Source organism: Limosilactobacillus gastricus DSM 16045 (assembly GCF_001434365.1).
Lineage (GTDB): Bacteria > Bacillota > Bacilli > Lactobacillales > Lactobacillaceae > Limosilactobacillus > Limosilactobacillus gastricus.
Genome location: NZ_AZFN01000010.1, coordinates 1 through 24,278, shown reverse-complemented (window position 1 = coordinate 24,278; position 24,278 = coordinate 1). Strand labels below are relative to the sequence as shown.

Genomic DNA, 24,278 nt, shown 5'->3' with positions numbered 1-24,278 from the left:
TCTCCTCGCTTACGATGGTAATACTTTATATGCAGCGTCAAGTTTTAAGGTTTCACTTTCGGCTACTAATTGTTTTAATTCAGCCAATTGTTGGTTCGTCATCGCATGGGTAATAACTGCCACATCCGCTAACTTATCTTCCCGGTTAGTTTGCTCAATCCGTTCAAAACTAGCCCCAACCTTCGTCATCAAGGTGGTGAAGGCTAACATTTGCCCCGAAACATCTGGCATCGTCATCGCTAAATAATAACTGTACTTAACATCCGCCGGATCAGCTAATTGCCGCTCATGTTGATAAGAATTAAAAGACTTCCCCGTTGTCTGCAAAGTAATATTTTTAGCTTCCGATGTGATATCACTCAAAACACTATTGGCAGTCGGCAAACCACCAGCCCCAGGCCCGTAGAATAAGGTATCACCAACCGCCGCTCCGGTAACCATGACGGCATTGTTTTCGTTATCAACCACCGCCATCGGGTGACTCTTTGCTACTAAGGTTGGCGCAACTTCAACAAAAAGCTTTTCGTTAACCAACTTGGCGACCCCCATTAATTTGATAACATAGCCCCATTGACCGGCTTGTTTGACATCTTGATCTGTAATATTTTCGATCCCGGAAACATTAAACTCGGATAACTTAATCTGGGTTCCAAAGGCAAATAAACTTAAAATAATCATCTTGTAGGCGGCATCAATCCCTGCTACATCATTGGTCGGGTCAGCTTCCGCAAAACCTAATTCTTGAGCCCGCTTCAAAGCATGGTCATAGGACCATTGTTTTTCCCGCATTTGCGTCAAGATATAGTTGGTGGTTCCGTTAACAATCCCCTTAACTTCCAGGATTTGGTCCGCCGTAAATGAATTGGTAATCGTCCGTAAGATCGGAATCCCACCAGCCACACTTGCTTCATACATTAGATCGCAACCATTCGCGTTGGCGAGAGCTGATAATTTTGGTCCATTAGAAGCAATTAAATCCTTATTTGCCGTAACCACGTTTTTACCAGCTTGCAATAACTCTTCAATGATTTCATTGGCGGGATGAATGGCTCCCATCACTTCAACAACGATGGAAATTTCAGGGTCTTTAACGATCTCATCCACATCCGTCGTCACATTGATGCCGGTTGTATCAACGGGCCGCGGTTTATTTGGATTATGAACGACAATGGTCTTAACTGCCAATTTACGTCCAATCGTATTTTCAATTTTAGCTTGATTCTCGGGGTCCGAAATAATTTCTAAAACTCCAGCACCTACTGTTCCTAGACCGATAAGGCCAATTTTAATTGTTTCCATGCTGATCTCCTCAAGTTAATTTTTTATTAGTTTATCATAAACCACTTTTGATATCAGTACAATTAGGATATAATACTTAAAAATAGTTCGTATTAATTCGCATTTTTGGAGGAATATTATGCAATACCGAAGTACCCGTGGCACAACTGACCAGACCTTATCTTCTTCCCAAGCGGTGATTCAAGGCCTTGCTAATGATGGTGGTTTGTTTGTCCCGGTCGACTTTCCAAAACCGAACATTAATTTATCAGAATTTGTTAAGTTAACCTACCAGGAACAAGCTCGTCAAGTACTTGGTTGGTTTTTTGATGATTATTCAGCCGAACAATTAGATCAAATTGTCGCCGCAGCTTACGGTGATCACTGGGATGACCAAACGATTACCCCAGTGAGCGACGACCATGCTGGTCAATACTATTTGGAACTATTCCATGGCCCTACGCTCGCCTTTAAGGACGTCGCTTTACAAACATTGCCTCACTTAATGACGAATGCTATTAAACTAGAAAAGGTTGATCGCAAAATCGTCATTCTAACTGCTACTTCTGGGGATACTGGAACAGCTTCCATGTGTGGTTTTCAAGATGTTGACGGAACGCAAGTAATTGTCTTTTATCCACACAACGGGGTGGCCCCAATTCAATTAAAACAAATGTTTACTCAACCTGGCGATAATCTTAATATTGTCGCCGTTGAGGGTAACTTTGACGATGCCCAAACCTACGTTAAACAGATCTTTAACGATCCGGATTTCCGGGAACAATTATTGATTCATCATGATCAGTTCTCATCTGCTAACTCGATGAACATTGGTCGCTTAATCCCGCAAATTACCTACTATTTCAACGCTTATACTCAACTAGTGCAGCGTGAAGTAATTCAAGTAGGCGATAAGGTCAATTTCAGTGTCCCAACTGGGAACTTTGGAGATATTTTAGCTGGTTACTATGCGAAAAAACTTGGCCTGCCAATCAATAAGCTAATCTGTGCTTCCGATTCCAACAATGTATTAACTGACTTCTTTAAAACTGGTGAGTATGATAAACGGCGTGATTTTAACGTTACAATCTCACCTTCTATGGATATTTTGGTCTCAAGTAATTTGGAGCGTTTATTATTCGACGCCGCTGATCAAGATTACGAATTAATTAGCCAATTAATGGATCAATTAACGACGGAAAGTCATTATCAACTACCTGCAAAAGTTTATGATCGACTTAGCGATTTTGCGGCTGGCTTTGCTAGTGAAGATGAGATCCGTGCAGAAATTAAACGAGTCTTTACAGCCGATCACTATGCGCTTGACCCCCACACCGCTGTTGGATCATATGTGGCCCATCAATATCAAAAGGAAACCGGTGATTCGACCCCAATGATCGTAGTGGCAACAGCTAGTCCTTACAAATTCCCAGAAACAGTTTACCAAGCTTTAAATGATCATGAAGTTGAAGAAGCCGGCTTGCCTGCCATTAAACAACTTGAGAAATACTTACAAACGACTCCTCCAGCCGGGATTCAAACCGTCTTTGGCCCTGATCACCGGACGGAAACGGTTGTTAAACCAGCAGAAATGAAAGCCAAAATTAGCGATATTTTAGATCTAAACTAATAAAAGCGCCCGTTGGGCGCTTTTATTATGCCTTTAAAAACTCTTTAGTAATGGCCATCATCTGATCATTGTCAGCCGACAAGCCAATGGTATTTCTTAACCAATGTGTCTGGAAGCCACGTCGAATTTGATACCCTTGGGATAATAAGGCCTCGGCTAAGCCTTGCTCATCATCCACCCGATAATAAATAAAATTGGTTTGACTTGGGAAATACTTTACACCCATTTGATCAAAAAAGTCCATCCAACGTTGCCGTTCAACCCGGTTTTTAGCAACCACTTGATCGACAAAGACTTGGTCAGCAAAGGCTGCTTGCGCAGCAATTTGCGAGACTGTCGGGATATTATATGGCAACCGAATCATTTGCATATATTGTGCTAACTGCGGAGCCATGGCGATAAAACCAACCCGAAAACCGGCCAGACCATATGCCTTTGAAAAAGTCCGTAAAACAGCTAAATTTGGATACTGACTCAACAATGGAAAACAGGTCATATCCTGAGCCCCATCAGCGAAATCCATATAAGCTTCATCAACTAAAACTAAAGTGTCAGACGGAACTTGATCAAGGAAAGCTTGGATATCTGCCCGACTTTCGATGACTCCAGTCGGGTTATTAGGATTACAAAGCCAGACTAATTTAGTTTGTTGAGTAACGGCCTTGGTCATGGCAGACCAATCATTATGGCCCGTCTCTGCATTAATTGGAACTTTAACCACCTTGGCCCCTTCAATTTCTGCATGTAGAGCATATTCAGAAAAAGTTGGATCGGGAACCACTACTTCATCGCCTGGCGTTAAAAAAGTCCGCGAAATCAATTCTAAAATTTCATCTAAACCAACGCCAAAAATAAGTTGATCCGGTGATAAGGACCAATAATTAGCAATTTGATTCCGTAAAACCTTTGATTCCGAATCAGGATAGTAATTACCATCAAAGCCCCAATTTAAAATGGCTTCCTTAACCTTTGGTGAGGTCCCATATGGATTTTCATTTGCTGATAAGCGCACGATCCGATCCAAATGATATTCTGCTTTGACCTCTTCTACCGACGTTTCTGGTTCATAGCTCTTGAGATGTTTAATACTTTCTTTCATTAATCACGCCTCCCATTTTCTAGTATTCTTTAATTTCTCGCCGTTCTTGAGTTTTGGACATTAAACCTTCTCGTGATGCTAGTTCACGCTTAATATCGTCATATGAAACGCCTTGTTCTACTAACAACACCATCAGATGATACAGTAGGTCCGCAGTTTCATATTGCAATTCACTCTTGTCAGGATTTTTGGCGGCCACAATGACTTCGGTCGCCTCTTCACCAATCTTTTTAAGGATCTTATCTAGTCCTTTCGTAAATAAATAGTCAGTATAGGAACCGACTTGGGGATTATTTTTCCGGTTTAAAACTAATTCATATAATTGTGCTAAATCTTGCATCTCTTAAGCCTCCACTTGATTAAAAAAACAGGAACGAGCTCCCGTATGACAGGCTGGGCCTGCCGGATTCACCCGAACTAATAAGGTATCACCATCACAATCGAGCGTCATCGAAACAACGGTCTGAGTATTGCCGCTAGTCGCCCCCTTATGCCATAGTTCTTGGCGAGACAGCGACCAAAACCAGGTTTCATGGCTCGACAGAGTCAACTGATAACTTTCTTCATTCATCCAAGCCACCATTAAGACATCACCAGTGGCATCATCAACAACCACGGTAGTTAATAAGCCATCCGTAAATTTAGGCTTCATCTCATCACCACCCCTTGGGAACGAACATAATCTTTGACCTCTTTAATATTTAATTCGCCAAAATGAAAAACAGATGCCGCTAGCGCTCCGGTAACCTTTGACTGTAGGAAAACTTGGGCAAAATCTTCTACTTTACCGGCACCCCCAGAAGCAATCACGGGTACCTCAACGGCCGCCGTCAGTTGCCGATAGAAATCAACATCAAAGCCCTGTTTAGTGCCATCATGATCCATACTGGTCACTAATAATTCACCAGCACCACGTTGCACCACCTCTTTTGCCCAAGCAATAGCTTCTAAATTGGTTGCTTGTTGACCACCATGTGTATAAACCAGTTTTTGGCCACTTTGGGGATCGGTCTTTACATCAATGGCGACCACAACACACTGATTCCCAAAGCGTTGAGCCGCTTGAGAAATTAAGTCTGGATTCTTGACTGAGGCAGAATTAATCGATACTTTATCTGCTCCGGCCCGTAACAAGGCTTGGATATCATCCAAGGTATTTATTCCTCCACCAACAGTAAGGGGCATGAAAACCTGTCGAGAAACCGCTTCAACGGTTTCGGTAATTGGATGACGATGTTGATTGGTCGCAGTGATATCCAAAAAGACTAGCTCGTCAGCTCCCTGTTGTTCATAGGCGCGCGCAATTTCGACTGGATCCCCAACATCGGTCAAATTAACAAAATTAACGCCCTTTTTGACTCGACCATTATCTACATCAAGACAAGGAATAATTCGTTTAGCTAACATGACGGTTCACCTCTGCAATCTCCGCGAGACTAATCGTCCCTTCATATAGGGATCGACCAACCACACTATCATGAATCCCTTGCTTTTGTAATTCCTTAATATCATTTAAATCCCGAATTCCTCCAGAAGCAATAATGTTTGCCCCCGTAAAACGAGCTTGCAAGTCAGCTAATAATTTCACATTGGGTCCTTGCATTGCCCCATCGCGACTAACGTCAGTCACAATAAAGTGCTTGGCACCCGCTGCCACCATTTGACCAATTAAATCCCCCATGGCAACTTGTGATTGATCTAACCAACCTTCCGTCGCCACTTGACCATTTTGACCATCAACACCGATCACAATTTTTTCTCCACCGTATTGAGCTAAGAGATTTTTGGTTAAATCCGGATCTTTTAAAGCAATCGAACCTAAAATAACTCGGTCAACCCCTATCTCGAAGTAGCTTTGAACATCCTTAACCGTCCGAATTCCGCCTCCAATTTCAACTTGACCGGAAAATTGATGAGTAATCGTTTCAACAATTGCTTGATTAACCGGATGACCGACTTTGGCTCCATCAAGATCAACCAGATGAATGACGCGAATGCCGGCCGCCTGATATTGATGAGCTTGTTGTAAAGGCGACTCATTAATTAAGGTTTCCGCCGCAAAATCACCTTGGTAGAGACGAACGCTTCTCCCATTTTGCATATCAATGGCTGGAATAATCATTTTGTCACCACCTTTTCCACAAAATCTTTCAGTAACTGTAAGCCAACTTGACCACTTTTTTCAGGGTGAAATTGCATCCCAATTACTTGATCATGTTCCACAATCGCTGGCACTTGAACGCCATACTCAACCGTTGAGGTAATATATTGGGGATCAGTTTGGGCATAATAAGAATGAACAAAATAAGTATACTGATTCGCCACTTCTTTGAAGACACTCGATGAATTATGGAGAATTTGTTGGTTCCATCCCATTTGCGGAACCAATAAATCGCCATCGGGAATCGCTACAACCTTGCCGGGAATCAAACCAAGGCCAGCAGTCTGACCATACTCTTCTGAATAATTAAACAGCATCTGCATGCCCAAACAAATTCCTAGCAAAGGTTTGCCATTAGCCACTGTAGTTTTAATAATTTCGACTAGGCCAGCCGCTTGTAAGTTATCCATTGCCGCTTTAAAAGCCCCCACTCCAGGTAAAATTAAAGCCGAAGATTGATCAATTACCTTGGGGTCACTAGTTAGTATGGTTTCAACCCCTAAAAAATCAAAAGCTTTTTGAACATTAAAAGTGTTCCCTGCGCCGTAATCTATAATGGCAATCATCAGATCACCCCTTTCGTGGAATTAACACCCACGATTTCGGGATTAATAGTAACGGCCTTGCGCATTGCCCGCGCAAACGCTTTAAAGAGCGCTTCAATTTTATGGTGCGTATTTCGGCCATATAAAATACGCGCATGTAGATTCATTTCGGCCGCAAAGGCGACGGCTTGGAAAAAGTCTTCCGTTACTTCGGTTTCATAATCACCTAACCGCGGATTTTCAAACTCGCTATCAAAAACTAGGTAGGATCGCCCACTTAAGTCCACCACTACTTGGGCCAATACTTCATCCATCGGGACCCATGCGTCACCATAACGTTCTATCTGGGATTTGACGCCTAAAGCCTGCTTAAAACATTCTCCAAGTACAATTCCCGTATCTTCGACCGTATGGTGAGCATCAACTTCTAAATCTCCCTGAGCCGTGACCCTCAGGCCAAAGCGGCCATGCTTAGCAAATAAATTTAACATGTGATCGAAATAACCGATCCCGGTTTGGATGGCTACTCCGGTTTGCTGATCTAAATTTAGTTCAACCGTAATTTTGGTTTCACCAGTTTGACGAGTAATCGTGGCTGTCCGCATTGCCGTGTCCTCCTAATCCTTAAACCTTGCTTCAATTGCCCGCGCGTGTGCTTCAAGTCCTTCCGTACGTGCAAATTTTGTGACTTTATCAGCAACATTTGCCAATTGTTCGGCTGAATATTGTAAGAACTGCGTCCGCTTCACAAAATCGTAGACGCCCAAGGGCGAAGAAAAACGAGCCGTCCCGCCGGTTGGTAACACATGATTGGGTCCTGCTAAGTAATCCCCAAGCGGTTCTGTCGAAAATCGCCCTAAGAAAACCGAACCGGCATTTTCAACCAAACCTAAATATTGACTCGGGTTATCAAAGGCGATTTCTAAATGTTCTGGTGCAATGGCATTCATTAAATCAAACATTTCCGTCACTTTTGGCATAACAGCAATAAAGCTGCGATCATTGATGGCGGCTTGGGCAATTTCCTGACGGGGTAGGGTTGTCAACTGCTGATCAACCTCTTTTGAAACTGCTTGTGCTAAGTCAAGGCTATCCGTTACCAACATGGCTCGTGCCCGGCGGTCATGTTCTGCTTGGGATAATAAATCCGCTGCCAGTTCACTTGGTCTAGCATTGGCGTCAGCCAAAATACCGATTTCTGAAGGGCCAGCTACCATGTCAATTGCGACTTGGCCAAAGACCTGTTTTTTCGCGGTCGCAACAAAAATATTTCCTGGCCCCACAATTTTATCGACCGCCGGAATCGTTTCGGTTCCATATGCTAAGGCCGCAATTCCTTGTGCTCCACCAACCTGATAAACGGCATCGACTCCCCCAATCTTAGCTGCCGCTAAAACTGCCGGATTAATACCATCCTTTTGTGGAGGCGTAATCATCACTAATTCTTGAACTCCCGCAATTTTAGCTGGAATTGCATTCATCAAAATCGTGGAAGGGTAAGCAGCTGTCCCACCTGGCACATATAAGCCCACTCGTTTAAGAGCGGTTAGTTTTTGACCACGTACAATTCCGGGAGTTGAGACATCCACAAAGCCCGTTTCCTTTTCTAATTCATGAAAGGCCGTAATATTATCCTTAGCCGTTAAGAGCGATGCCTTTAGATCGTCATCAATGGTGCCGTAAGCCGCTTCTAATTCGCTGGGCTCAACCAATAACTTATCTAAATCAACTTGATCAAATTTTTTACTGTAATCTTTCAGCGCTTGATCACCATTTTTAATTACATTTTGGATGATAGTTTGGACAGTCTGTTCAATTTCAAAGTCGACCGTCTCTTGTGTGTAGTCATCAACGATGCGTTTCATGGTGGCTAAATCTTCTTGATAAATTTTCATTCGGTTATCCTCAACTTTCTGGAATGACGCTAGATAATTCGTGCATAAAATTTAAAATAGCGGTTTTCTTATGTCGCAGGGCCATCGTATTAGCCACTAATCTGGTTGACACCTTAGTTAAGCGATCATAGACCACTAAATTATTTTCCCGGAGGGTCGTCCCGGTTTCCGTAATATCAATAATGGCATCCGTTAATTGAATTAACGGCGCTAATTCAACTGAACCTTCAATCTTAATTATTTCGACATCTTGGCCCAATCGATCAAAATAGCGGGCCGCCACTCGGGGGTACTTAGTGCCGATGGTCTTTCGACCTGGCGCATTAACATCAAACCCAGCTACCGAAGCTAAAATGAATTGGCATTGACCTATTTTTAGATCCATCAGTTCGTTTTTTTCATTTCCCTGCTCCATTAACAGGTCAGATCCGACAATACCTAAATCAACCACTCCTCGATTAACGAAGGTCATCACGTCCGGTCCTTTGGCCAGGATAAATTGATAACCAGGGAGATCGATAATTAATTTCCGTTGTTTATTTCGAAAGGGGGTGATATCAATCTGCAATTTTTCGAGCAATTCCATAAATTGTTCTTCGACCCGTCCTTTAGTTAGTGCGATTTTCAAGATCATTTATTAATTCTCCCTTTTCATTTAAAATCATCAGTTGACGCTGGTGTTGATGGGCTAATGATCGGGCCTCTCTTAAGCTATCGGCTAACGACAATTCATAATTGACATGTTGATTAACTAATTGTTGAGCTGCAAATAATTGATCTTGCTGACAATAGATCTCTACCCGCGATGCTGGAGTGGTCGGGCTGATTAGCTCCGCCATCATTTGAATATTAATTCCCATCCCGACAGCAGGAATATTTTTAGAATTAACATTGGCTAATAACTGATCATATCGACCACCACTGATCACATATTGATTACTTTGGGCGGTATAAGCTTTAAAAATCAATCCGGTATAGTATTTTTGCGGTGCCTTACTGGCTAAATCAATCATGACCGATTGCCCCGGTAAGTTAGTTATGAATTGGGCAAAGGTAATGATCTGCTGAATGATTTTCTTGACTGGAGCTGGTAATCCTGAATCTTTGAATAGTTCTTCAATTTCGGCACTTGAGCCAAATAACCACGTCCATTCTTTCAAAAAAGTACCAATTGGGCCAGATGAATAGGGCTCAATCAATTTTTCGTAAACCGGTAAGTTTTTTTGAAAAAGGGCTTGTTTAATGACACGGCGCTGATCGTGGTCCTTCGTCACCTGATCTAACACTACCTCAGCTAGGTCAACACTCCCTAACTCAATTACCAACGAATTATCAAACCAATCCTGATTAATCTGATTAATAATTGTCAGACATTCGAACTCCGCTTTCGTGGAAGGATAACCAACTAATTCAATTCCGGCTTGGGTCTGTTCACGTTCGAAACCTTGGTATTCACGATGACGCTGCATAAATTCGCCCACATAAGAGAATTTATTAGGCAATGCTACATTAGTCGTTGATAAGAAACGAGCAATTGGTAAGGTCAAATCAGGCCGGATAGTCAAGACATTGCCATCTGCTTCCAACACCCGATAAAGATCTCGTGACTCGGTTTCGTATTCAGCAAAAACCGGTTCGTATTCCAGTAAGGGTGTCTGAATCTTATGATAACCAAGCTGGTCAAAACGTTGGAAAAGATAATGTCGTAATTGCTCCTTGGTGTCGAGACGACTGCCATAATAGTCTTTCAGGCCAACTGGTAAACGATATTGATTCATAAGGCCCTCCTTTCTTGATAAAAAAATACGCCCCCTGCCATATGGCAAGAGGACGTATGATCGTGGTTCCACCTCAAGTTCATCCATTCCTCACAGAATGGACCTCAGTTTGAACAAATAGTTCAAGGGGGATAACGAGCCGTTCGAATTAGTCTTAATCAACTAATCAGTCTTCATAGGTGTGGTTCGGTTGAAATGTTCACCCCGTTTTCAGCTACTCGGGAACTCTCTGGACAACTTAGATCAACTTACTCGTCTACTCATCACTTTTTTCTAATCGATATTTAATTTATGTCAATATCATATTAGTTAACTATTCAAATGTCAACAAATATTTCGGACTATTTAAAAGCCTCATAAAGATGATAACCATGCCCAACTTCTTTAATACTGTGCGCATCGGATCCATAGACCATTGACACGCCTAGTTCCTTCGCTAATTTTGCAATTCGAGCCCCGGGGTAAAAGTCATTACAATATTCTTTATACATACCAGCTAAATTAAAATCTAGTTGCCGCCCCTGATCTTTTAGCAAAATTAAAATATTCTTAATTAACCGCCATTCTTGTTCATTATAGTCTTGCGGCAATGCAAAGTAATCTTGATATTTCCGCATTAAAGTCAAATGACCCAAACGTTGCGGCTGATAGTCCCCTAAATCAGTTGAGATGGCCTGTTTAATCACCCTTAAATAACGCTGATAAAAAGCGTGCGGCTGATCTTCTAGATTCGTAAAACCCATTTTTAACTCTTCAGGAGAATAATCAACTCCATAAATCAAACCATCCGCCCCACGTAGGTAGTGTACTGACAGGATATTTTGATCCGTTCGTGGACCATAGGTATCTAGGAATTGTCGAATTTCAGCTTCAAAACCTTCTACATAATCAACTTCAAAACCAACATGCAGCTTAATTTGATCTTGATACTTAGCCTGAACTTGATCGACTAAGTTAAAATAACTTTCGACTTGTTCATACGCTAATGAAGCTGTCTGCCAATCATCTTCAACTCCCCCAAATTTCGCTACAAAGCCATGCGGTAAGGGGGCGTGCTCAGTCACACAATAATCTGTAAAGCCCATTTGAATGGCTTTTTTCACCATGTCTTCAAGACTATCACCTGAACCGTGCGGACATAGTTCCGTATGTGAGTGTCCCTCTATTTTCAACTTAATCACCACCATTTTTATTTTTATCCTACAAAAAAATCAGCCATCTCACAATGACTGATTTTCCATATCATTTCAAATATTCGATTTTAGCTCCCATACTAGTCAGCTTTGACGGCTGTTGTCCATGTAAATGAAGTGATTTAAATGGAAAAACATCTTGATAATGTAATGATCGAGTATCATTACTTGGTTGCCATTGATCAAATTCGGCTTCTTCAAATTTTCCTAAGCTTAATTTGGTAGCTAGGCCAACAATATCTAGTTTTAAGGCCTTTGCGAGCATCGCAATGTCGGCCGCGGGAATTGGTTGGACCTTAATCAATTGGAACTGATCATGATCCTTCGTAAAGATTAATTGATAAACTCCTGGTCGATGATTGCGACCCATTTCTTGATCACAAAGCTGGTTCAGCTTTAAATGCTGATCGGCAGTTAAATCGCTCGGATAAATTTTGTCGATGCCTAAATACTCACTTCCATCAGCTGTTGGTAATTCTTGATTGACGCCTAAATGGTAGGTAACCTGACCATCAAATAAAACTTGGGCTTCATAAGTTGGTTGGCTTAATAAAATCCGAACCGGACGATCAATCATCCGAATTGGTAATAAGGTGAAATTAAGATCTAATTGTTTCAGATGGTCAATTATTTCGTGAGCTAATTGAGGAACAAATACCACTTCCGGTTGTTCCAAATAGGCCACTTCATTCACTAACTCACTGGTCCGCGGTTCTAAATAAACCTTATCAGCAATTTTAGATGAAAGGGTGACCGAACTAGGATTGTCGTTAATAACAATGACCTCATATCCTGCTTCTTTAAGCGTTTTTAACATCTTCGCAGTTACGTAATCATCAGCCGTCCCATTTCCAAGACCGCGGGGTCCAGGACCAATAACTAAAGCCCGCGGTGCTCCCCCCGCCACACTCTCATTTTCCATCTCAAAAGTAGCATAAAAAGTCCGAGAATGTTGTTCAAACTCACCTGCTGCCGGATCAATCTCTTTAAAGGTTCGATTAATCTGAGCTTGTGAACGGAATTGACTAATTTCATCCAAATTTTTTTGGCTCAAACGCGCAATCGTCACATCTGGCAATCCCCAATACTTAGCCTGACGAAATAAATCAGCTGTCAATTCTTGGGTCTTCAATTGATGTTCTAAACGAACAATTAATTTAAATTGATTAAAGTAATAAGGATCAATTTGGGTTAATTCGGCTAATTCGTCACTCGTATACCCTCGTCGTAGGGCCTCAACTAGGGTATAGAAACGATTATTTTGAGGATGAATCAGTAACTGATCTAACTGGTCATCGGTTAATTGTTGAACCATAGCTAATCGTTGGTTACCCATATCCGTTTCTTGATAGGTTAAGGCCTTTAAAACTGCTTCGACCAAACTCCGTCCAATCCCAATCGCCGAACCAATCGATCGTTTTTGTGTCCCTAACCGCCAATCAGCGGTTGGTAATTGCGAGTTGGGAAAGACGGGAATTCGTACTGCCGTTGCATCCATCAAGGGCTCCGTTAAAGCCGTTAATGGGACATAGTGTTCGCCAAGATTAATCTCACGTAAGCGTTCGCCAGTGTATAACAACCCTACTACTTCACATAAAGGATAACCCGTTGCCAATTCCACAAAAGATGAAATTCGGTCAAAATAGGGACTCACCTTCGTTACATAAATGCGGTTATGAGCCCGATCAACCGCAAATTGGAGATGGTTAACCCCCACAATTCGTAACCGCCGCGTAATCTTAAAGGCCAGCTTTCGAATAGTTTGAATTTCCCGATCAAGCAAGGTTTGGGCCGGCGTCACTGCAAAGGAATCCCCGGCATGAATGCCAATCGGGTCCATATTTTCTACTGTCGCGATCTGCATTAACGTCCCTGATTGGTCGCGCACCACGACGGTTTCAATTTCCTTGAGGCCTTGCAAACTTTGTTGAATGGATACACGGCGGATTCGGGATGCTTTTAAAGCTTCAGCAAAGGTTTCTTGGAATGATTGATCATCATGGACAATATGACGAAAACTATGCTCCCGCGGTGATAAAGACCGGACAATTAATGGAAAGCCATACTGTTCCGCCATCAGATAAGCATCTTGATAATTATCGACCACCTGGACGTTTTTCATCGGTACGTCAATTTGTTTGAGCGTCCGCTCTAATTTTGAAGGATTATTGGTCTGCTGAACGGCTGACCAGTTAACTCCCGCCAATTTCGTATTAACCTCTTCAAAAATCCCCGTTTCTGACAGAGATTCCATTAAGTCAAAAATCCAGCGTCCCCCAATAGTCGGCACAATCAGATCTGGTTGATACTGATGAATTAACGCCACCAAATTACCTACTGTTAAGGGACGGATCTCTGGATAATCAATGTATTCTTGTGCATCCAGACTATAGGAAAATGGATTGTTATTAACGAAGATGGTTTCCCATTGCCGAGCTTTGAAAGCCGACGCAATATTAAGCACGGTTAGATCCAGCTCATCTCCGCTGTACATATTATCTGGTCCTGAACCAACTAATAGCGCACTTGGCATCCTAAAGCTCCTTTCGTTTCGTTAACAATTCAACAAATTCATCAAATAACGGGTTAGCGTCATCTGGCCCGGGAGCCCCATCAGGAAAGAATTGGACCGAAAAGGCCGGATAATACTTATGGCGTAGGCCGATGACACTATCCGTTAATAGATCAACATAGGTAATAAATAGGCGTTGCCGGTTAACTGCTGAACGTTTAATTCGGTAACCCATGGTTTGTTGCGCATAGATAATATGATCCGTCACAATTTCTTGAATTGGGTGATTATTACCGTGGTATTCAATTGGCAAACGTTCACTATCCGTTTCATTGGCTAAAGCAAACAACTCATGCCCTAAACCAATTGCAAATAATGGCACCGTTGCTTGAATTTTTTGAATCATTTCAATCACACTGGACTTAATTGCATGCGGATCTCCAGGGCCTGAACTTAAAACCACCCCGGCAGGATCTAGTTGCATGATTTGTTCAGCAGTCACATCAAAGGGCAAGACGGTTACGTTACACTTTCGCCGACTTAGCTCCCGTAAAATCCCATTTTTTAAGCCAAAATCAATCACAACCACACTGGGACCCACATCGGGATTAGGATATGGTTTGGGCGTTGAAACCTGTGCTACTTGTTGGTTGGTTAACACTGTGGCATTTAATTGATCAAAAGCGTGCTCATCAGCGACCGGGACTAAACTCCCGCGAACTGGACGCCCTAAAGATCGCAAATGATGAACCAGAGCGCGCGTATCAATATCCGTAATTCCAGGGATATTATGACGTTTTAAATAATAATCTAAACTACGTCGATCATCAGGATCAATCATCCCCGCATTCCGGACCACCACTCCTTTAATGGTTGGTTCAATTGATTCATAAATATTCGACTGAATTGGTAAATTACCAACATTTGGCTGGGTGAAAACAACAATTTGATTATGATAAACCTGATTGGTAATCAATTCTTGATAGCCAGTCATACTCGTATTAAAAACCACTTCTCCAAAAGAAACGGCCGGTGAACCAAATTCGCGACCATTAAAAATAGTACCATCCTCTAAAATCAGTGCTTTCTCTGGCATGTTTTCGCCCCCTTTCGTTTATTGAACGGCGTCCGTCCGGTCTAAATACTGAATTATTTTTTCAAACCAATCTGGTAATGGCGCGGAAAATCGCATTAATTTACCCGTAGTTGGATGAACAAAGCCCAACGTCCTGGCATGCAAGTATTGCCCATTTCCCGGTAAGGTTTTACGGGGTCCATAGAGTGGGTCACCAGCTAAAGGATGGTTAATATATTTCATATGAACCCGGATTTGATGTGTTCGCCCGGTTTCAAGGTGACATGAAATCAAAGTATAATGTTGATAACGTTTCAAAACTTTGAAATGCGTCACCGCTGATTTCCCATTAGCAACAACCGCTTGTTGCTTCCAATCTTTTAAGGACCGACCAATTGGCGCGTCGATTTTTCCTTCATCTTCTTTGATTACCCCGTGCACTAAGGCTAGATACTCGCGCTCATTCGTTTTAGCTTTTAATTGTGCTGCTAACGACTGATGAGCATGATCATTTTTCGCTACCATCAAAAGACCTGAGGTATCCTTATCAATTCGATGGACAATTCCAGGACGAAACTCGCCATTAATCGTCGATAAAGGAGAATGGTATAAAAGTCCATTTACCAAGGTGTGGTTAGGATGTCCTGCCGACGGATGGACCACCATTCCTTGGGGTTTATTAACAACGATGACATCATCATCTTCATAAACAATATCTAAATCCATTGCTTCTGGCGTTAGATCAATCGTTTTGGGTTGAGGTGGCGTGATCTCAATTTGATCGCCTACAAGTAAATTATATTTAGCTTTAACCTGCTGATGATTGACTGTTATCAGTCCTTGATCAATCCAGTTTTTGATTTGTGATCGGGATATATCTGTTAAATGTTGAGCTAAAACTTTATCCAATCGCCCCTGCATCGTCGAATTGGCAACGATATGTTGTGGTGCCATCTTAATCCTCCCGTAAGATAATCACTATATAAATCAAGACCCCAAGCGTCAAACAACAATCTGCGATATTGAAGATTGGGAAATTAATGAAGGTTAGCTCGAACATATCAACAACGTAACCTTGCGCAAAACGATCAATAAAATTACCAAGAGTGCCCGCTAATAATAAAGACAGGGCCACCATCTTGGCTTTTTGATGCCAGTTACGTTTCATTAACCATAAAATCACCCCAATCGCGATTAAGGCAATCACAACAAAAAAGGTGTGTTGGCCTTCTAACATGCTCCAAGCCGCCCCATTATTATGAACATTGGTTAAAGCTAACCAACCTGGGATAAGGGTAATCGTATCACCTAATTGTAAGTTGCTTGCTGCCCACCATTTGATCGTTTGGTCGGCTAATACAAGCAAAATTACTAATCCCCCGTAATACATCGTCTAAGCCTCCTTTGACTTAGCCATCAGATTATTCAATAATGTTTCTAACGAACGGATTGAGCGCCGCGACATACTAAAAGTCATAACCTCACCATGAGCCGTAAAAACAACTGTATTTTTACGAAAGTATAAATGCTTAATCGCCGATAATGGAATTTCAGCATAATCTTGTTGTAAGACCCGATTTAAAATTAATCGATCTTCAGTTACAATCATTGTTCGACGGAAAATTGCTAATGCACTAATCACCACAAAGACAAGCAGAAAAACAGCAGTAATCCAATTAAATGTAGTTACTTCTAGCCAAATCACGACGCCAATAATTAAAATTAAGAAAGTCCAACACCAGGCAATAATTGCCGTTGTAATATCTGGTTGATAAAAGTATTTCTTTTTTTCGGTCATTTTGAAACCCTCACTTTGAAAGGATACGTATGATAAAAATTTATTCAGATGCTGCTGTTAATGGTAATCCCGGTCCCGCTGGCGCCGGTTGCCTCATCATCATTAATGGACAACAGCATCAATTTAGTCACTCACTTCCAGCTACCGATAATCATCATGCGGAATTTATAGCTGCTAGCTGGGCCTTTGAACAACTGGCTCAATTCAAGCCCAATGATCAGATCATTTTCTTTTATACCGATAGTCGATTAGTCAGCGATGCCATTGGTAAAGGTTATGCTAAAAAATATGCTGCCGAATTAAGTCAGTTATTAGAGCTTATCGACCAATACCCAACCGTCGTCACCGAATGGATCCCCGAAAAACTAAATCACGGCGCTCATCAATTAGCTTTGCAAGCCTTGCATCAATCACACACGTGAATATTATAACAAAAATACGGACTCGCGATTTAAAATCTTATCGAGTCCGTTTAATTTTAGCAAAAATTTAAAGTCAACTTATCGTTGCTTCTTTCCCCAATATTGGAACAAGTCCGTGCGCAAGGCACCGTTATATAATTTTCGTTTTTTCGTAGCGGGAGCCCCATAAAATTTCTCAAACTCAAGATCAGCCGTCAAAATATATTTACTCCAAGTAGTCATTGGTCGATAGAGCTGGCCCATTTGCCGGTATAATTCTCGAACGTTAGCCTGATCACTCAACCGTTCCCCGTATGGTGGATTCGCCACAATCACCCCGTTCAGTTTATCAGTCCGCCAGTCCTTTAAGGCCAATTGTTTAAAGGTGATATCCTGACTTAAACCAGCCGCGCGCGCATTTTGTTGCGCAATTGCCACCATTAATTGGTCAATATCATAACCCGTGATGTCTAACTCAATATCATAATCAGCTTGGGCATCGGCTTCATCGCGGACCTCATCTAATAATTCAGCCGGGGTCAGGTTTAACCATTGCTCCATCATAAAATGCCGGTTAATTCCTGGGGCAATATTATGACCAATTAACGCTGCTTCAATCGGAATCGTTCCGGAACCACAGACCGGATCTACAAATGGGTTATCAGGAAACCAATGTGCTAACATCACTAAAGCGGCCGCTAAGTTCTCCTTCATCGGTGCAGCCCCTTTAGCCTGACGATAGCCACGTTTAAAAAGACTATCTCCCGTTGTATCTAAAGTTAATAAAACACGATCTTTGTCGATAGCCACTTCGATCGGATATTTGCTCCCAGTCTCCGTTAATCGAGTCCGCCGATGATAGACCATACTTAACCGTTCTACAATCGCTTTTTTGGTGATTGCTTGGATGCTAGGCACTTTATGTAATTGGGAATGATGACTACTCCGGCCTGAAACCGGAAAGTTAGCATCAATCGGTAGTAATTCTTCCCATGCTAAAGCTTTAGTCTGTTCAAATAAGTCATCAAATGTTTTGGCATCAAATTCGCCCACAATAATTTTGACCCGATCAGCCGTCCGCAACCACAAATTAGTTTGGGCGATCGCTTTGATATCACCTTGAAACCGAACGCGACCGTTTTCAGTTTGCGTTTGATAGCCAAGGTCCTTTAATTCACGATTAACTAGGGCTTCAATTCCCGCAGCAGCCGTAGCTAGTAGTTTAAATTCTGTCACTTATTCATCCTCTTTTTCCCACCAAGTCGGCAGTTGTACTTGGCATTTTTCGATTTGTCCGGTTAGCCCATGAATGATTGCTTGACCCGTTGGTAATGTTTGATAAGGAGTGTTTGCCAATAAACTGTGCCACTCTTCTACACTTCCTAAATGGTGGATCAGCTGATGGGCAAATTGCGATCGTAATACAGCAGGTAAATCTAATGGTGATTGGGTCGTTAAAATCAATCCGACTTGTACCTTCCGACCCTCACGTGCTAATTGAAAAATTCCATTATTAGGCAAGTCCTTAACGTCTGTTGGTAAGTAGCGATGAGCTTCATCTAACACCACTTGCACAGGGAAACTAGCCCCTTGACTCAACCGATATTGCAAAATTTGTTTAAATAGCACTGATAAAACCACCTGTTGGCTCACTGGTAGATATTTTAATAACGATAAATCAATCACTAAGGTCCGATGATGACTGGGGTGTTTTAGAAACATCTGCAAAACAAAATTTAACTCATATTGAAGCTGTTTTCCGGATTGCGTGGCGAACAATTCTTGAAAGATGGTTTCGCCTAATTGAGTCCGTAAAGTTGTAATCAAGGGCCACAGTTTTTGCAACTCTTCTCGGGCATACACTTGCCCCATCAAGTGATAGTTCGGTTTTCCATTCAAAGCCGGTATAACTAAACATTCAATGATTTGATCAGCCAACAGGTTAATTTCGTAGTGCCCACTCCAATGGCCTAATTGTTGCATTGCCCTTTGCCATTCTTTTACTGGTCGATTCATAAATCGATAAGGTTGTGCCTTATTAGCAATATTGGATTGGTATCGTAAGGCAGTAATAGCCTCTTGCAACAAGTGTTTCGTGGATGCAGGCAGGTCTGTTAATTCTAATAAGGCCGCCAGTTCTTCAATTGACAATTGACCGACATCAAGATAAGCATTGTCACCAAAACGATAAGTAATCGTATTCGGCAGTTTGCTATATTCTCCCGTCGGGTCAAAAACAATCGTTGTTTGGCTACCTTGCTGTAAATCACTTAATAAAGATAAAGTGGAGGTTGTTTTACCACTACCAGTTTGTCCTACAATTAATAGGTGACGTTGAACTAACTGTTCAGCAGTTATCGAACGCACATTAGCTGATGTTTGAAACATCTGTACTCCTCCTCTCACTGATTCATCCCGATTTTATCATATGACCAATCACGAATGAATTAAAAAAGACCGGTGAAGAAAATAATTTCTTCCCAGTCCCACCTGAATGTAAGCTTCTGTAGGCCATGTTTTGTCAAAGTATCATTGCAGGTTCAATCATACCGTGGTAATCATCTATCTCAGTATCAAAGATACTCCCCTGGAATCACTTCAATTCGTTATCCAAAGCTCCCCTACCAATGTTTGGGTTTACCGCTTGAGGGGTTTACCGCGTTCCACTAGTAAGGTTTCCCTTACTACATCGTCACTGTGGCACTTTTCAGGAATACTAGGGCATAGCCAAAGCCTTAGCCGGTTTTCCCGCCGTCACCCAAATGGGTGCCCCGCCTTATTTTTTCAGCGAGCACAAACACTACAGGCATCGCAGCCTGTGCGAGCATGGACCTTCCTAACGTAACAGTTGCTACGCTCGATTACCCAAAGCTTACAAAGAAAGATTATAATACGAAATTAAAGCAAATGCGAGTCTTCATCGCCATTGTTTAATTGGGAACCAAATACGCGCCGTTCCAAATTCGACAAACGCTTCAAAATATCAACGTTCGTGGCCCCAGAAAGCGGTTGGGTATCACCCGATGCTACACCACTTCCACCAGCTTCAACCTGACGAGTCAATTCGTCGACCTTGGTTTTTAAGCGAGCATTCTCGTCTTGAAGACGATTGATTTCCTTTTCAAAGGTATTGTAGTCCTTAATAATGTCATCAAGGTAAGAGTCTACGTCTTCTCGATCGTAACCTTTTCCAATACTCTTTTCTTGGAATTGTTTTTGTAAAATATCTTGTGGAGTAAAGTTAATGTTATCCAAAATTAACACCTCGCTTAAATTTTAACTCTTTGTTAGTTTACCAAAGTTTTTATTAAATACCAATGATATTAACATAAATCTCTAAAACTTACCTTTTAAAATTCATCGTGATCCTCTGCTTGACGCTGCGCCCATTCTTCCGCAGCATCTTGCAATTGATCCATGGTCACCAAAGTAATTTGATAAGTAGGTTGTGTCTCTTGATATTTCTGGGCCGCTTGATAATCCCAAAACGGTTTACTGTGTCGATCTGGATTTAATTCTTGTTCTGGATCAAAGACCAGAATTAATTCATCAGAGTGTTCGAACATAAATCGTTGATAATTACGAAGTTGCTGCGGTCCCTGATAAGGTTGATTAGAAACTACTCCTTGATAATCCATTTGCTCGCGAATCGCACTTAACCGCAGTTGATTATCCTCATTCCAATTCGACCCAAAGTCAGCAAACGGTAATAACATACTAACGCGAAGTTGTTCGTAATCATTTTTTAAAGCAATAGCAGTTTTTAATCCCCATCGTTCGGTTCCCATTTGCGGACCGCTAATAACCCAAGTCTCCTCATCAGACTGATTTAATCGGTCCTGGATCAATTGGCTTAAAACCGTTTGAATTACCAATTGCTTCGGATCGTCTTCTTGAAAGGCCCCTAATTCATACGCGCGATATCCCGTAATCCACACTCTTTTCACATGCTAACCCCCTTTAAATCGGCGTTTTTCGCAAATTAAATGATTCTTTGGTATAATATATCACATAGTTAATGGAGGAACTAGAATGGCGATTAAATATCCACAGGGTCAACAACCACTGCGACCAGCTCAAGAGCAACCTCAGCAAGCCTTAGGTTCGTCTGCTGCAAAGCGGGGCATGACCCTGGAGCATGAATTAAATCTAAGTAATCAATATTATTTAAGCGTTGATCGCGCTGTCATTCATAAGAAGCCGACGCCCATCCAACTTGTTAAGGTTGATTACCCCCGGCGAAGTGCTGCGGTTGTCCGAGAAGCCTATTTCCGGCGACCATCTACTACTGATTATAATGGCATTTATCAAGGTCATTACATTGACTTCGATGCTAAAGAGACTCGTAATAAGAGTTCTTTCCCATTAAAGAATTTTCATGCTCATCAAATTGAACACTTACGCCATTGCCTAAAGCAAGGCGGTATCTGTTTTGCGATCATTCGCTTTACCAATCTAGGCCAGAACTATCTTTATCCGGCGTCCAAGTTAATTCAGGCTTGGGACCAGCAAGACACTGGCGGACGCAAGTCCATTCTATTAACCACTATTCAAACTGATGGTTTCCCAATCGCACTTGGTTTGCAGCCACGGTTAGATTATTTAGCAGCTGTTGATCAGCTCTTAGAAACTATCAAACATAAAGGAGTCGATTATGAATAATAATCCCAATACCTCTGGCCCATCGTTTTGGCGACGGTTAGGCTACTTCCTAGTCGATCATAAAGCATTGTGGAAACGCATCTTTTTATGGCTAGTTGGTATTTTTGTTTTGCTGGTAATTGCAGGTGCAGCCCTCTTCTTCTACTATGCTTCGAGTGCTCCAACAATTACCAAGAGTGATTTACAAAGCCAAACTGGAACCACCATCTATGACGCTAATGGGAAAGTTGTTTCTCGTTTGGGAGCGCAAAAGCGTCAGTATGCTTCTAGTAGTGAACTTCCTAAAACCCTTAAAAATGCGGTCGTCGCGGTTGAAGATAAGAACTTCTACCATGAAAAGCTTGGGATCTCGCCTACTCGGATTGTGAAAGCCGCCTTCTCTAATGTTTTCCACGGCACATCTGATGGGGTTCAAGGGGGGAGTACGATTACCCAACAATTGATCAAACTATCGGTTTTCTCAACTGCTAAGTCTGATCAAACCTTTAAACGAAAGGCTCAAGAAGCTTGGCTAGCCTATAACATCACCAAAAAATTCTCTAAAGATCAAATCTTAACTTACTACTTAAATAAGGTTTATATGGGGAACGGTGTTTATGGGATGAAGACCGCCGCTCAATACTACTATGGTAAAGACTTGGACGAATTGTCATTAGCCCAAACCGCCATGCTAGCTGGGATTCCCCAATCACCTTCTGTATACAATCCTTTAGCTAACACCACCTATGCAAAGGAACGTCGGGACGTGGTCCTAGACGCCATGCAAACCAATGGTTACATTACCGCTAGTCAAGCGGCCGCTGCCAAAAAAGAGAGTGTGACTAAGGGACTGGATTCATCTCACGGGAATGTTGAATCATCAAGTTCTCAAGTTGATGAACCAGTGGTCGATGCCTATATCAAACAAGTTATTGAAGAACTGGAAGATAAAGGTTATAACCCCACTACCGATAGTCTTAAAGTTCATACCAGTCTGGATACAGATGCGCAACAAGAACTTTACGATGATGCTAACGAAAATGTTTCCTTCCCGAGCGATAATGTTCAGGTCGGGGTTGCCGTCGTCGATCCTCATAATGGACAAGTGATTGCCATGTTGGGTGGTCGGAAGCTTGATAGTAATACGGTTTATGGTTATAACCGGGCCGTTCAACAAACCCGCTCTTCTGGTTCGACGGCTAAACCACTCATGGATTATGGTCCCGCCATTGAATATCTTCACTGGCCAACCTTCCATGTTTTGTCAGACACTGCCATGACTTGGCCTGATGCAACGGGTACTATTAAAGACTTTGATAACAAGTACCAAGGGAACATCACTATGCGGCAGGCCCTAGTCCAATCACGAAACGTTCCTGCGATCCGGGCCCTACAAGCTGTTGGGATTAGCAAGGCCACTAAGTTCTTAAAGGGACTGGGTATCTCCCAAAAGAAGGCTTATACCTACTCAAGCGGGATTGCCCTTTATATCTCTCCACTCCAAGAAGCTGCAGCCTATGCTGCATTTGCTAATGGCGGAACATACTACGAACCTTACTATGTTACTTCAGTTACTACTCAAGAAGGAACAACTACCAACTTCAAGAAACAGGGTAGTCGGGCAATGACCAAGGGAACTGCCTTTATGATTACTAACATGCTTGAAGGAGTCTTTACAGGTAATGGTAGTGGGACTTTGGCTTACCTCAGTGGCGTTAACCAAGCTGGGAAGACTGGGACAACCAACGCTTCTGATAATAACAACAACAGTGGAATCCTGGATTCCTGGATGACCGGTTACACTAAGAACTACTCAATTTCGGTATGGACCGGATATGATGACAACAAGAACACCTTAACGGATTCTGGTGCCTACTCAGCTCAATACTTGTACAAGGCCCTGATGTCATATCTTGATGGTGAAAACCATGCAAGTAATTGGACCATGCCAAGTTCACTTGAATCAGTTAGTGTTCAAGGGGTGACCCAATACATGTTCAAGGCCTATCCATTCAGCATCGAGTATGCATCTGGAAGTTCAACATCATCTACTAGCTCTTCATCAAGCAGTAGTGATTCTTCAAGTTCTTCATCAGAATCAACGTCCAGCGCTTCAAGCTCGATGTTATCAGAATCGGTTCAAACGATTACACAAAATTCGCAATCAACCACCGATTCTAACACTAATAATGCTGCTTCTAATAGCCAATAATTGATAAAAAGGCTACCGAGGAAATTTTTCAGGGTCTAGAATTTCTGGTATTGATTTACA

Annotated in this window: 25 protein-coding genes and 1 other RNA gene; 4 read left to right on the top strand and 22 right to left on the bottom strand. The window is 42.1% G+C overall.

Features of this window, described 5'->3' with window-relative positions; genetic code table 11:
* Positions 1-9 precede the first annotated feature (9 nt).
* Positions 10-1,299 carry a homoserine dehydrogenase gene (locus FC60_RS04350; RefSeq protein ID WP_056937248.1) on the bottom strand — a complete coding sequence of 430 codons (1,290 nt, stop codon included), beginning with the start codon at positions 1,297-1,299 and terminating at the stop codon, positions 10-12.
* Positions 1,300-1,417: 118 nt separating this feature from the next.
* On the opposite strand from FC60_RS04350, the gene thrC reads away from it, so the two are divergent.
* Entirely contained in the window at positions 1,418-2,908 is a 1,491-nt protein-coding gene (thrC, locus tag FC60_RS04345; protein WP_056937247.1) for a threonine synthase, read from the top strand.
* A gap of 25 nt (positions 2,909-2,933) precedes the next feature.
* On the opposite strand, the gene hisC is transcribed toward thrC, so the two are convergent.
* From hisC to FC60_RS04265, 16 genes are all read right to left on the bottom strand, one after another.
* Complete coding sequence (hisC, locus tag FC60_RS04340; RefSeq protein ID WP_056937246.1) at positions 2,934-4,007, bottom strand: histidinol-phosphate transaminase; 1,074 nt, start codon at positions 4,005-4,007, stop codon at positions 2,934-2,936.
* A 19-nt stretch (positions 4,008-4,026) separates the two neighbouring features.
* Positions 4,027-4,347 (bottom strand): phosphoribosyl-ATP diphosphatase, encoded by a 321-nt coding sequence (hisE, locus tag FC60_RS04335; RefSeq protein ID WP_056937245.1) that lies wholly within the window; start codon positions 4,345-4,347, stop codon positions 4,027-4,029.
* A 3-nt stretch (positions 4,348-4,350) separates the two neighbouring features.
* A complete protein-coding gene (gene hisI, locus FC60_RS04330; protein WP_056937244.1) occupies positions 4,351-4,659 on the bottom strand; it encodes a phosphoribosyl-AMP cyclohydrolase in 309 nt (102 codons plus the stop codon).
* A complete protein-coding gene (gene hisF, locus FC60_RS04325) occupies positions 4,656-5,414 on the bottom strand; it encodes an imidazole glycerol phosphate synthase subunit HisF (protein WP_056937243.1) in 759 nt (252 codons plus the stop codon). Before hisF ends, hisI begins: the two co-directional genes overlap by 4 nt.
* On the bottom strand, positions 5,404-6,129 hold the full coding sequence (gene hisA, locus FC60_RS04320; protein WP_056937242.1) for a 1-(5-phosphoribosyl)-5-[(5-phosphoribosylamino)methylideneamino]imidazole-4-carboxamide isomerase: 726 nt from the start codon (positions 6,127-6,129) through the stop codon (positions 5,404-5,406). Before hisA ends, hisF begins: the two co-directional genes overlap by 11 nt.
* Positions 6,126-6,734, bottom strand: coding sequence for an imidazole glycerol phosphate synthase subunit HisH (gene hisH, locus FC60_RS04315; protein ID WP_056937241.1), 609 nt, complete (start codon positions 6,732-6,734; stop codon positions 6,126-6,128). Before hisH ends, hisA begins: the two co-directional genes overlap by 4 nt.
* On the bottom strand, positions 6,734-7,318 hold the full coding sequence (gene hisB / locus FC60_RS04310) for an imidazoleglycerol-phosphate dehydratase HisB (RefSeq protein ID WP_056937240.1): 585 nt from the start codon (positions 7,316-7,318) through the stop codon (positions 6,734-6,736). The genes hisH and hisB overlap by 1 nt, the downstream gene beginning before the upstream one ends.
* Positions 7,319-7,330: 12 nt before the next feature.
* Entirely contained in the window at positions 7,331-8,608 is a 1,278-nt protein-coding gene (hisD, locus tag FC60_RS04305; RefSeq protein WP_056937239.1) for a histidinol dehydrogenase, read from the bottom strand.
* Between the two features lie 10 nt (positions 8,609-8,618).
* Positions 8,619-9,242, bottom strand: a complete 624-nt coding sequence (gene hisG, locus FC60_RS04300) for an ATP phosphoribosyltransferase (RefSeq protein ID WP_056937238.1) — start codon at positions 9,240-9,242, stop codon at positions 8,619-8,621.
* Positions 9,217-10,386, bottom strand: coding sequence for an ATP phosphoribosyltransferase regulatory subunit (locus FC60_RS04295; protein ID WP_056937237.1), 1,170 nt, complete (start codon positions 10,384-10,386; stop codon positions 9,217-9,219). Before FC60_RS04295 ends, hisG begins: the two co-directional genes overlap by 26 nt.
* A 341-nt stretch (positions 10,387-10,727) precedes the next feature.
* On the bottom strand, positions 10,728-11,558 hold the full coding sequence (gene hisJ, locus FC60_RS04290) for a histidinol-phosphatase HisJ (protein WP_056937294.1): 831 nt from the start codon (positions 11,556-11,558) through the stop codon (positions 10,728-10,730).
* A 70-nt stretch (positions 11,559-11,628) separates the two neighbouring features.
* On the bottom strand, positions 11,629-14,112 hold the full coding sequence (locus tag FC60_RS04285) for a carbamoyl phosphate synthase preATP-grasp domain-containing protein (protein ID WP_056937236.1): 2,484 nt from the start codon (positions 14,110-14,112) through the stop codon (positions 11,629-11,631).
* A 1-nt stretch (position 14,113) separates the two neighbouring features.
* Positions 14,114-15,187 (bottom strand): carbamoyl phosphate synthase small subunit, encoded by a 1,074-nt coding sequence (locus FC60_RS04280; protein ID WP_056937235.1) that lies wholly within the window; start codon positions 15,185-15,187, stop codon positions 14,114-14,116.
* An 18-nt stretch (positions 15,188-15,205) separates the two neighbouring features.
* Complete coding sequence (locus FC60_RS04275) at positions 15,206-16,120, bottom strand: RluA family pseudouridine synthase (RefSeq protein WP_056937234.1); 915 nt, start codon at positions 16,118-16,120, stop codon at positions 15,206-15,208.
* A gap of 1 nt (position 16,121) precedes the next feature.
* Positions 16,122-16,556 carry a signal peptidase II gene (gene lspA / locus FC60_RS04270; protein ID WP_056937233.1) on the bottom strand — a complete coding sequence of 145 codons (435 nt, stop codon included), beginning with the start codon at positions 16,554-16,556 and terminating at the stop codon, positions 16,122-16,124.
* A gap of 3 nt (positions 16,557-16,559) precedes the next feature.
* The gene (locus FC60_RS04265) at positions 16,560-16,964 is read right to left on the bottom strand and encodes an EbsA family protein (RefSeq protein ID WP_056937232.1); all 405 of its coding nucleotides are present in this window, start codon (positions 16,962-16,964) and stop codon (positions 16,560-16,562) included.
* Positions 16,965-16,993: 29 nt separating this feature from the next.
* Between FC60_RS04265 and FC60_RS04260 the strand changes: the two genes are divergently transcribed.
* Positions 16,994-17,386, top strand: a complete 393-nt coding sequence (locus tag FC60_RS04260; RefSeq protein ID WP_056937231.1) for a ribonuclease HI family protein — start codon at positions 16,994-16,996, stop codon at positions 17,384-17,386.
* 78 nt (positions 17,387-17,464) lie between these two features.
* On the opposite strand, the gene FC60_RS04255 is transcribed toward FC60_RS04260, so the two are convergent.
* The 5 genes from FC60_RS04255 to FC60_RS04240 all read right to left on the bottom strand — a co-directional run bounded on the left by FC60_RS04255 (position 17,465) and on the right by FC60_RS04240 (position 21,312).
* A complete protein-coding gene (locus FC60_RS04255; RefSeq protein WP_056937230.1) occupies positions 17,465-18,601 on the bottom strand; it encodes a THUMP domain-containing class I SAM-dependent RNA methyltransferase in 1,137 nt (378 codons plus the stop codon).
* Positions 18,602-19,753: an ATP-binding protein gene (locus FC60_RS04250; protein ID WP_056937229.1), complete on the bottom strand. Its 1,152-nt coding sequence runs from the start codon at positions 19,751-19,753 to the stop codon at positions 18,602-18,604. It abuts the gene before it with no gap.
* Between the two features lie 114 nt (positions 19,754-19,867).
* An RNA gene (gene rnpB / locus FC60_RS09285) (RNase P RNA component class B) lies at positions 19,868-20,238 on the bottom strand.
* Positions 20,239-20,263: 25 nt separating this feature from the next.
* Complete coding sequence (gpsB, locus tag FC60_RS04245; protein ID WP_056937228.1) at positions 20,264-20,620, bottom strand: cell division regulator GpsB; 357 nt, start codon at positions 20,618-20,620, stop codon at positions 20,264-20,266.
* Between the two features lie 95 nt (positions 20,621-20,715).
* Complete coding sequence (locus tag FC60_RS04240; RefSeq protein WP_056937227.1) at positions 20,716-21,312, bottom strand: SLOG family protein; 597 nt, start codon at positions 21,310-21,312, stop codon at positions 20,716-20,718.
* A gap of 85 nt (positions 21,313-21,397) precedes the next feature.
* On the opposite strand from FC60_RS04240, the gene recU reads away from it, so the two are divergent.
* A complete protein-coding gene (recU, locus tag FC60_RS04235) occupies positions 21,398-22,027 on the top strand; it encodes a Holliday junction resolvase RecU (protein ID WP_056937226.1) in 630 nt (209 codons plus the stop codon).
* Positions 22,020-24,218, top strand: a complete 2,199-nt coding sequence (locus tag FC60_RS04230; RefSeq protein ID WP_056937225.1) for a PBP1A family penicillin-binding protein — start codon at positions 22,020-22,022, stop codon at positions 24,216-24,218. The genes recU and FC60_RS04230 overlap by 8 nt, the downstream gene beginning before the upstream one ends.
* Positions 24,219-24,278 lie beyond the last annotated feature (60 nt).

Bases quoted from the DNA above. Each gene is read 5' to 3' on its own strand.
- thrC (WP_056937247.1), top strand. From the start codon at position 1,418: ATGCAATACCGAAGTACCCGTGGCACAACTGACCAGACCTTATCTTCT.
- FC60_RS04260 (WP_056937231.1), top strand. From the start codon at position 16,994: ATGATAAAAATTTATTCAGATGCTGCTGTTAATGGTAATCCCGGTCCC.
- hisG (WP_056937238.1), bottom strand. From the start codon at position 9,242: ATGATCTTGAAAATCGCACTAACTAAAGGACGGGTCGAAGAACAATTT.
- hisC (WP_056937246.1), bottom strand. From the start codon at position 4,007: ATGAAAGAAAGTATTAAACATCTCAAGAGCTATGAACCAGAAACGTCG.
- hisI (WP_056937244.1), bottom strand. From the start codon at position 4,659: ATGAAGCCTAAATTTACGGATGGCTTATTAACTACCGTGGTTGTTGAT.
- hisD (WP_056937239.1), bottom strand. From the start codon at position 8,608: ATGAAAATTTATCAAGAAGATTTAGCCACCATGAAACGCATCGTTGAT.
- lspA (WP_056937233.1), bottom strand. From the start codon at position 16,556: ATGTATTACGGGGGATTAGTAATTTTGCTTGTATTAGCCGACCAAACG.
- hisH (WP_056937241.1), bottom strand. From the start codon at position 6,734: ATGATTGCCATTATAGATTACGGCGCAGGGAACACTTTTAATGTTCAA.
- FC60_RS04350 (WP_056937248.1), bottom strand. From the start codon at position 1,299: ATGGAAACAATTAAAATTGGCCTTATCGGTCTAGGAACAGTAGGTGCT.
- hisA (WP_056937242.1), bottom strand. From the start codon at position 6,129: ATGATTATTCCAGCCATTGATATGCAAAATGGGAGAAGCGTTCGTCTC.
- FC60_RS04250 (WP_056937229.1), bottom strand. From the start codon at position 19,753: ATGTTTCAAACATCAGCTAATGTGCGTTCGATAACTGCTGAACAGTTA.
- hisE (WP_056937245.1), bottom strand. From the start codon at position 4,347: ATGCAAGATTTAGCACAATTATATGAATTAGTTTTAAACCGGAAAAAT.
- FC60_RS04295 (WP_056937237.1), bottom strand. From the start codon at position 10,386: ATGAATCAATATCGTTTACCAGTTGGCCTGAAAGACTATTATGGCAGT.
- recU (WP_056937226.1), top strand. From the start codon at position 21,398: ATGGCGATTAAATATCCACAGGGTCAACAACCACTGCGACCAGCTCAA.
- FC60_RS04230 (WP_056937225.1), top strand. From the start codon at position 22,020: ATGAATAATAATCCCAATACCTCTGGCCCATCGTTTTGGCGACGGTTA.
- FC60_RS04275 (WP_056937234.1), bottom strand. From the start codon at position 16,120: ATGGCACCACAACATATCGTTGCCAATTCGACGATGCAGGGGCGATTG.
- FC60_RS04280 (WP_056937235.1), bottom strand. From the start codon at position 15,187: ATGCCAGAGAAAGCACTGATTTTAGAGGATGGTACTATTTTTAATGGT.
- hisF (WP_056937243.1), bottom strand. From the start codon at position 5,414: ATGTTAGCTAAACGAATTATTCCTTGTCTTGATGTAGATAATGGTCGA.
- FC60_RS04265 (WP_056937232.1), bottom strand. From the start codon at position 16,964: ATGACCGAAAAAAAGAAATACTTTTATCAACCAGATATTACAACGGCA.
- hisB (WP_056937240.1), bottom strand. From the start codon at position 7,318: ATGCGGACAGCCACGATTACTCGTCAAACTGGTGAAACCAAAATTACG.
- FC60_RS04285 (WP_056937236.1), bottom strand. From the start codon at position 14,112: ATGCCAAGTGCGCTATTAGTTGGTTCAGGACCAGATAATATGTACAGC.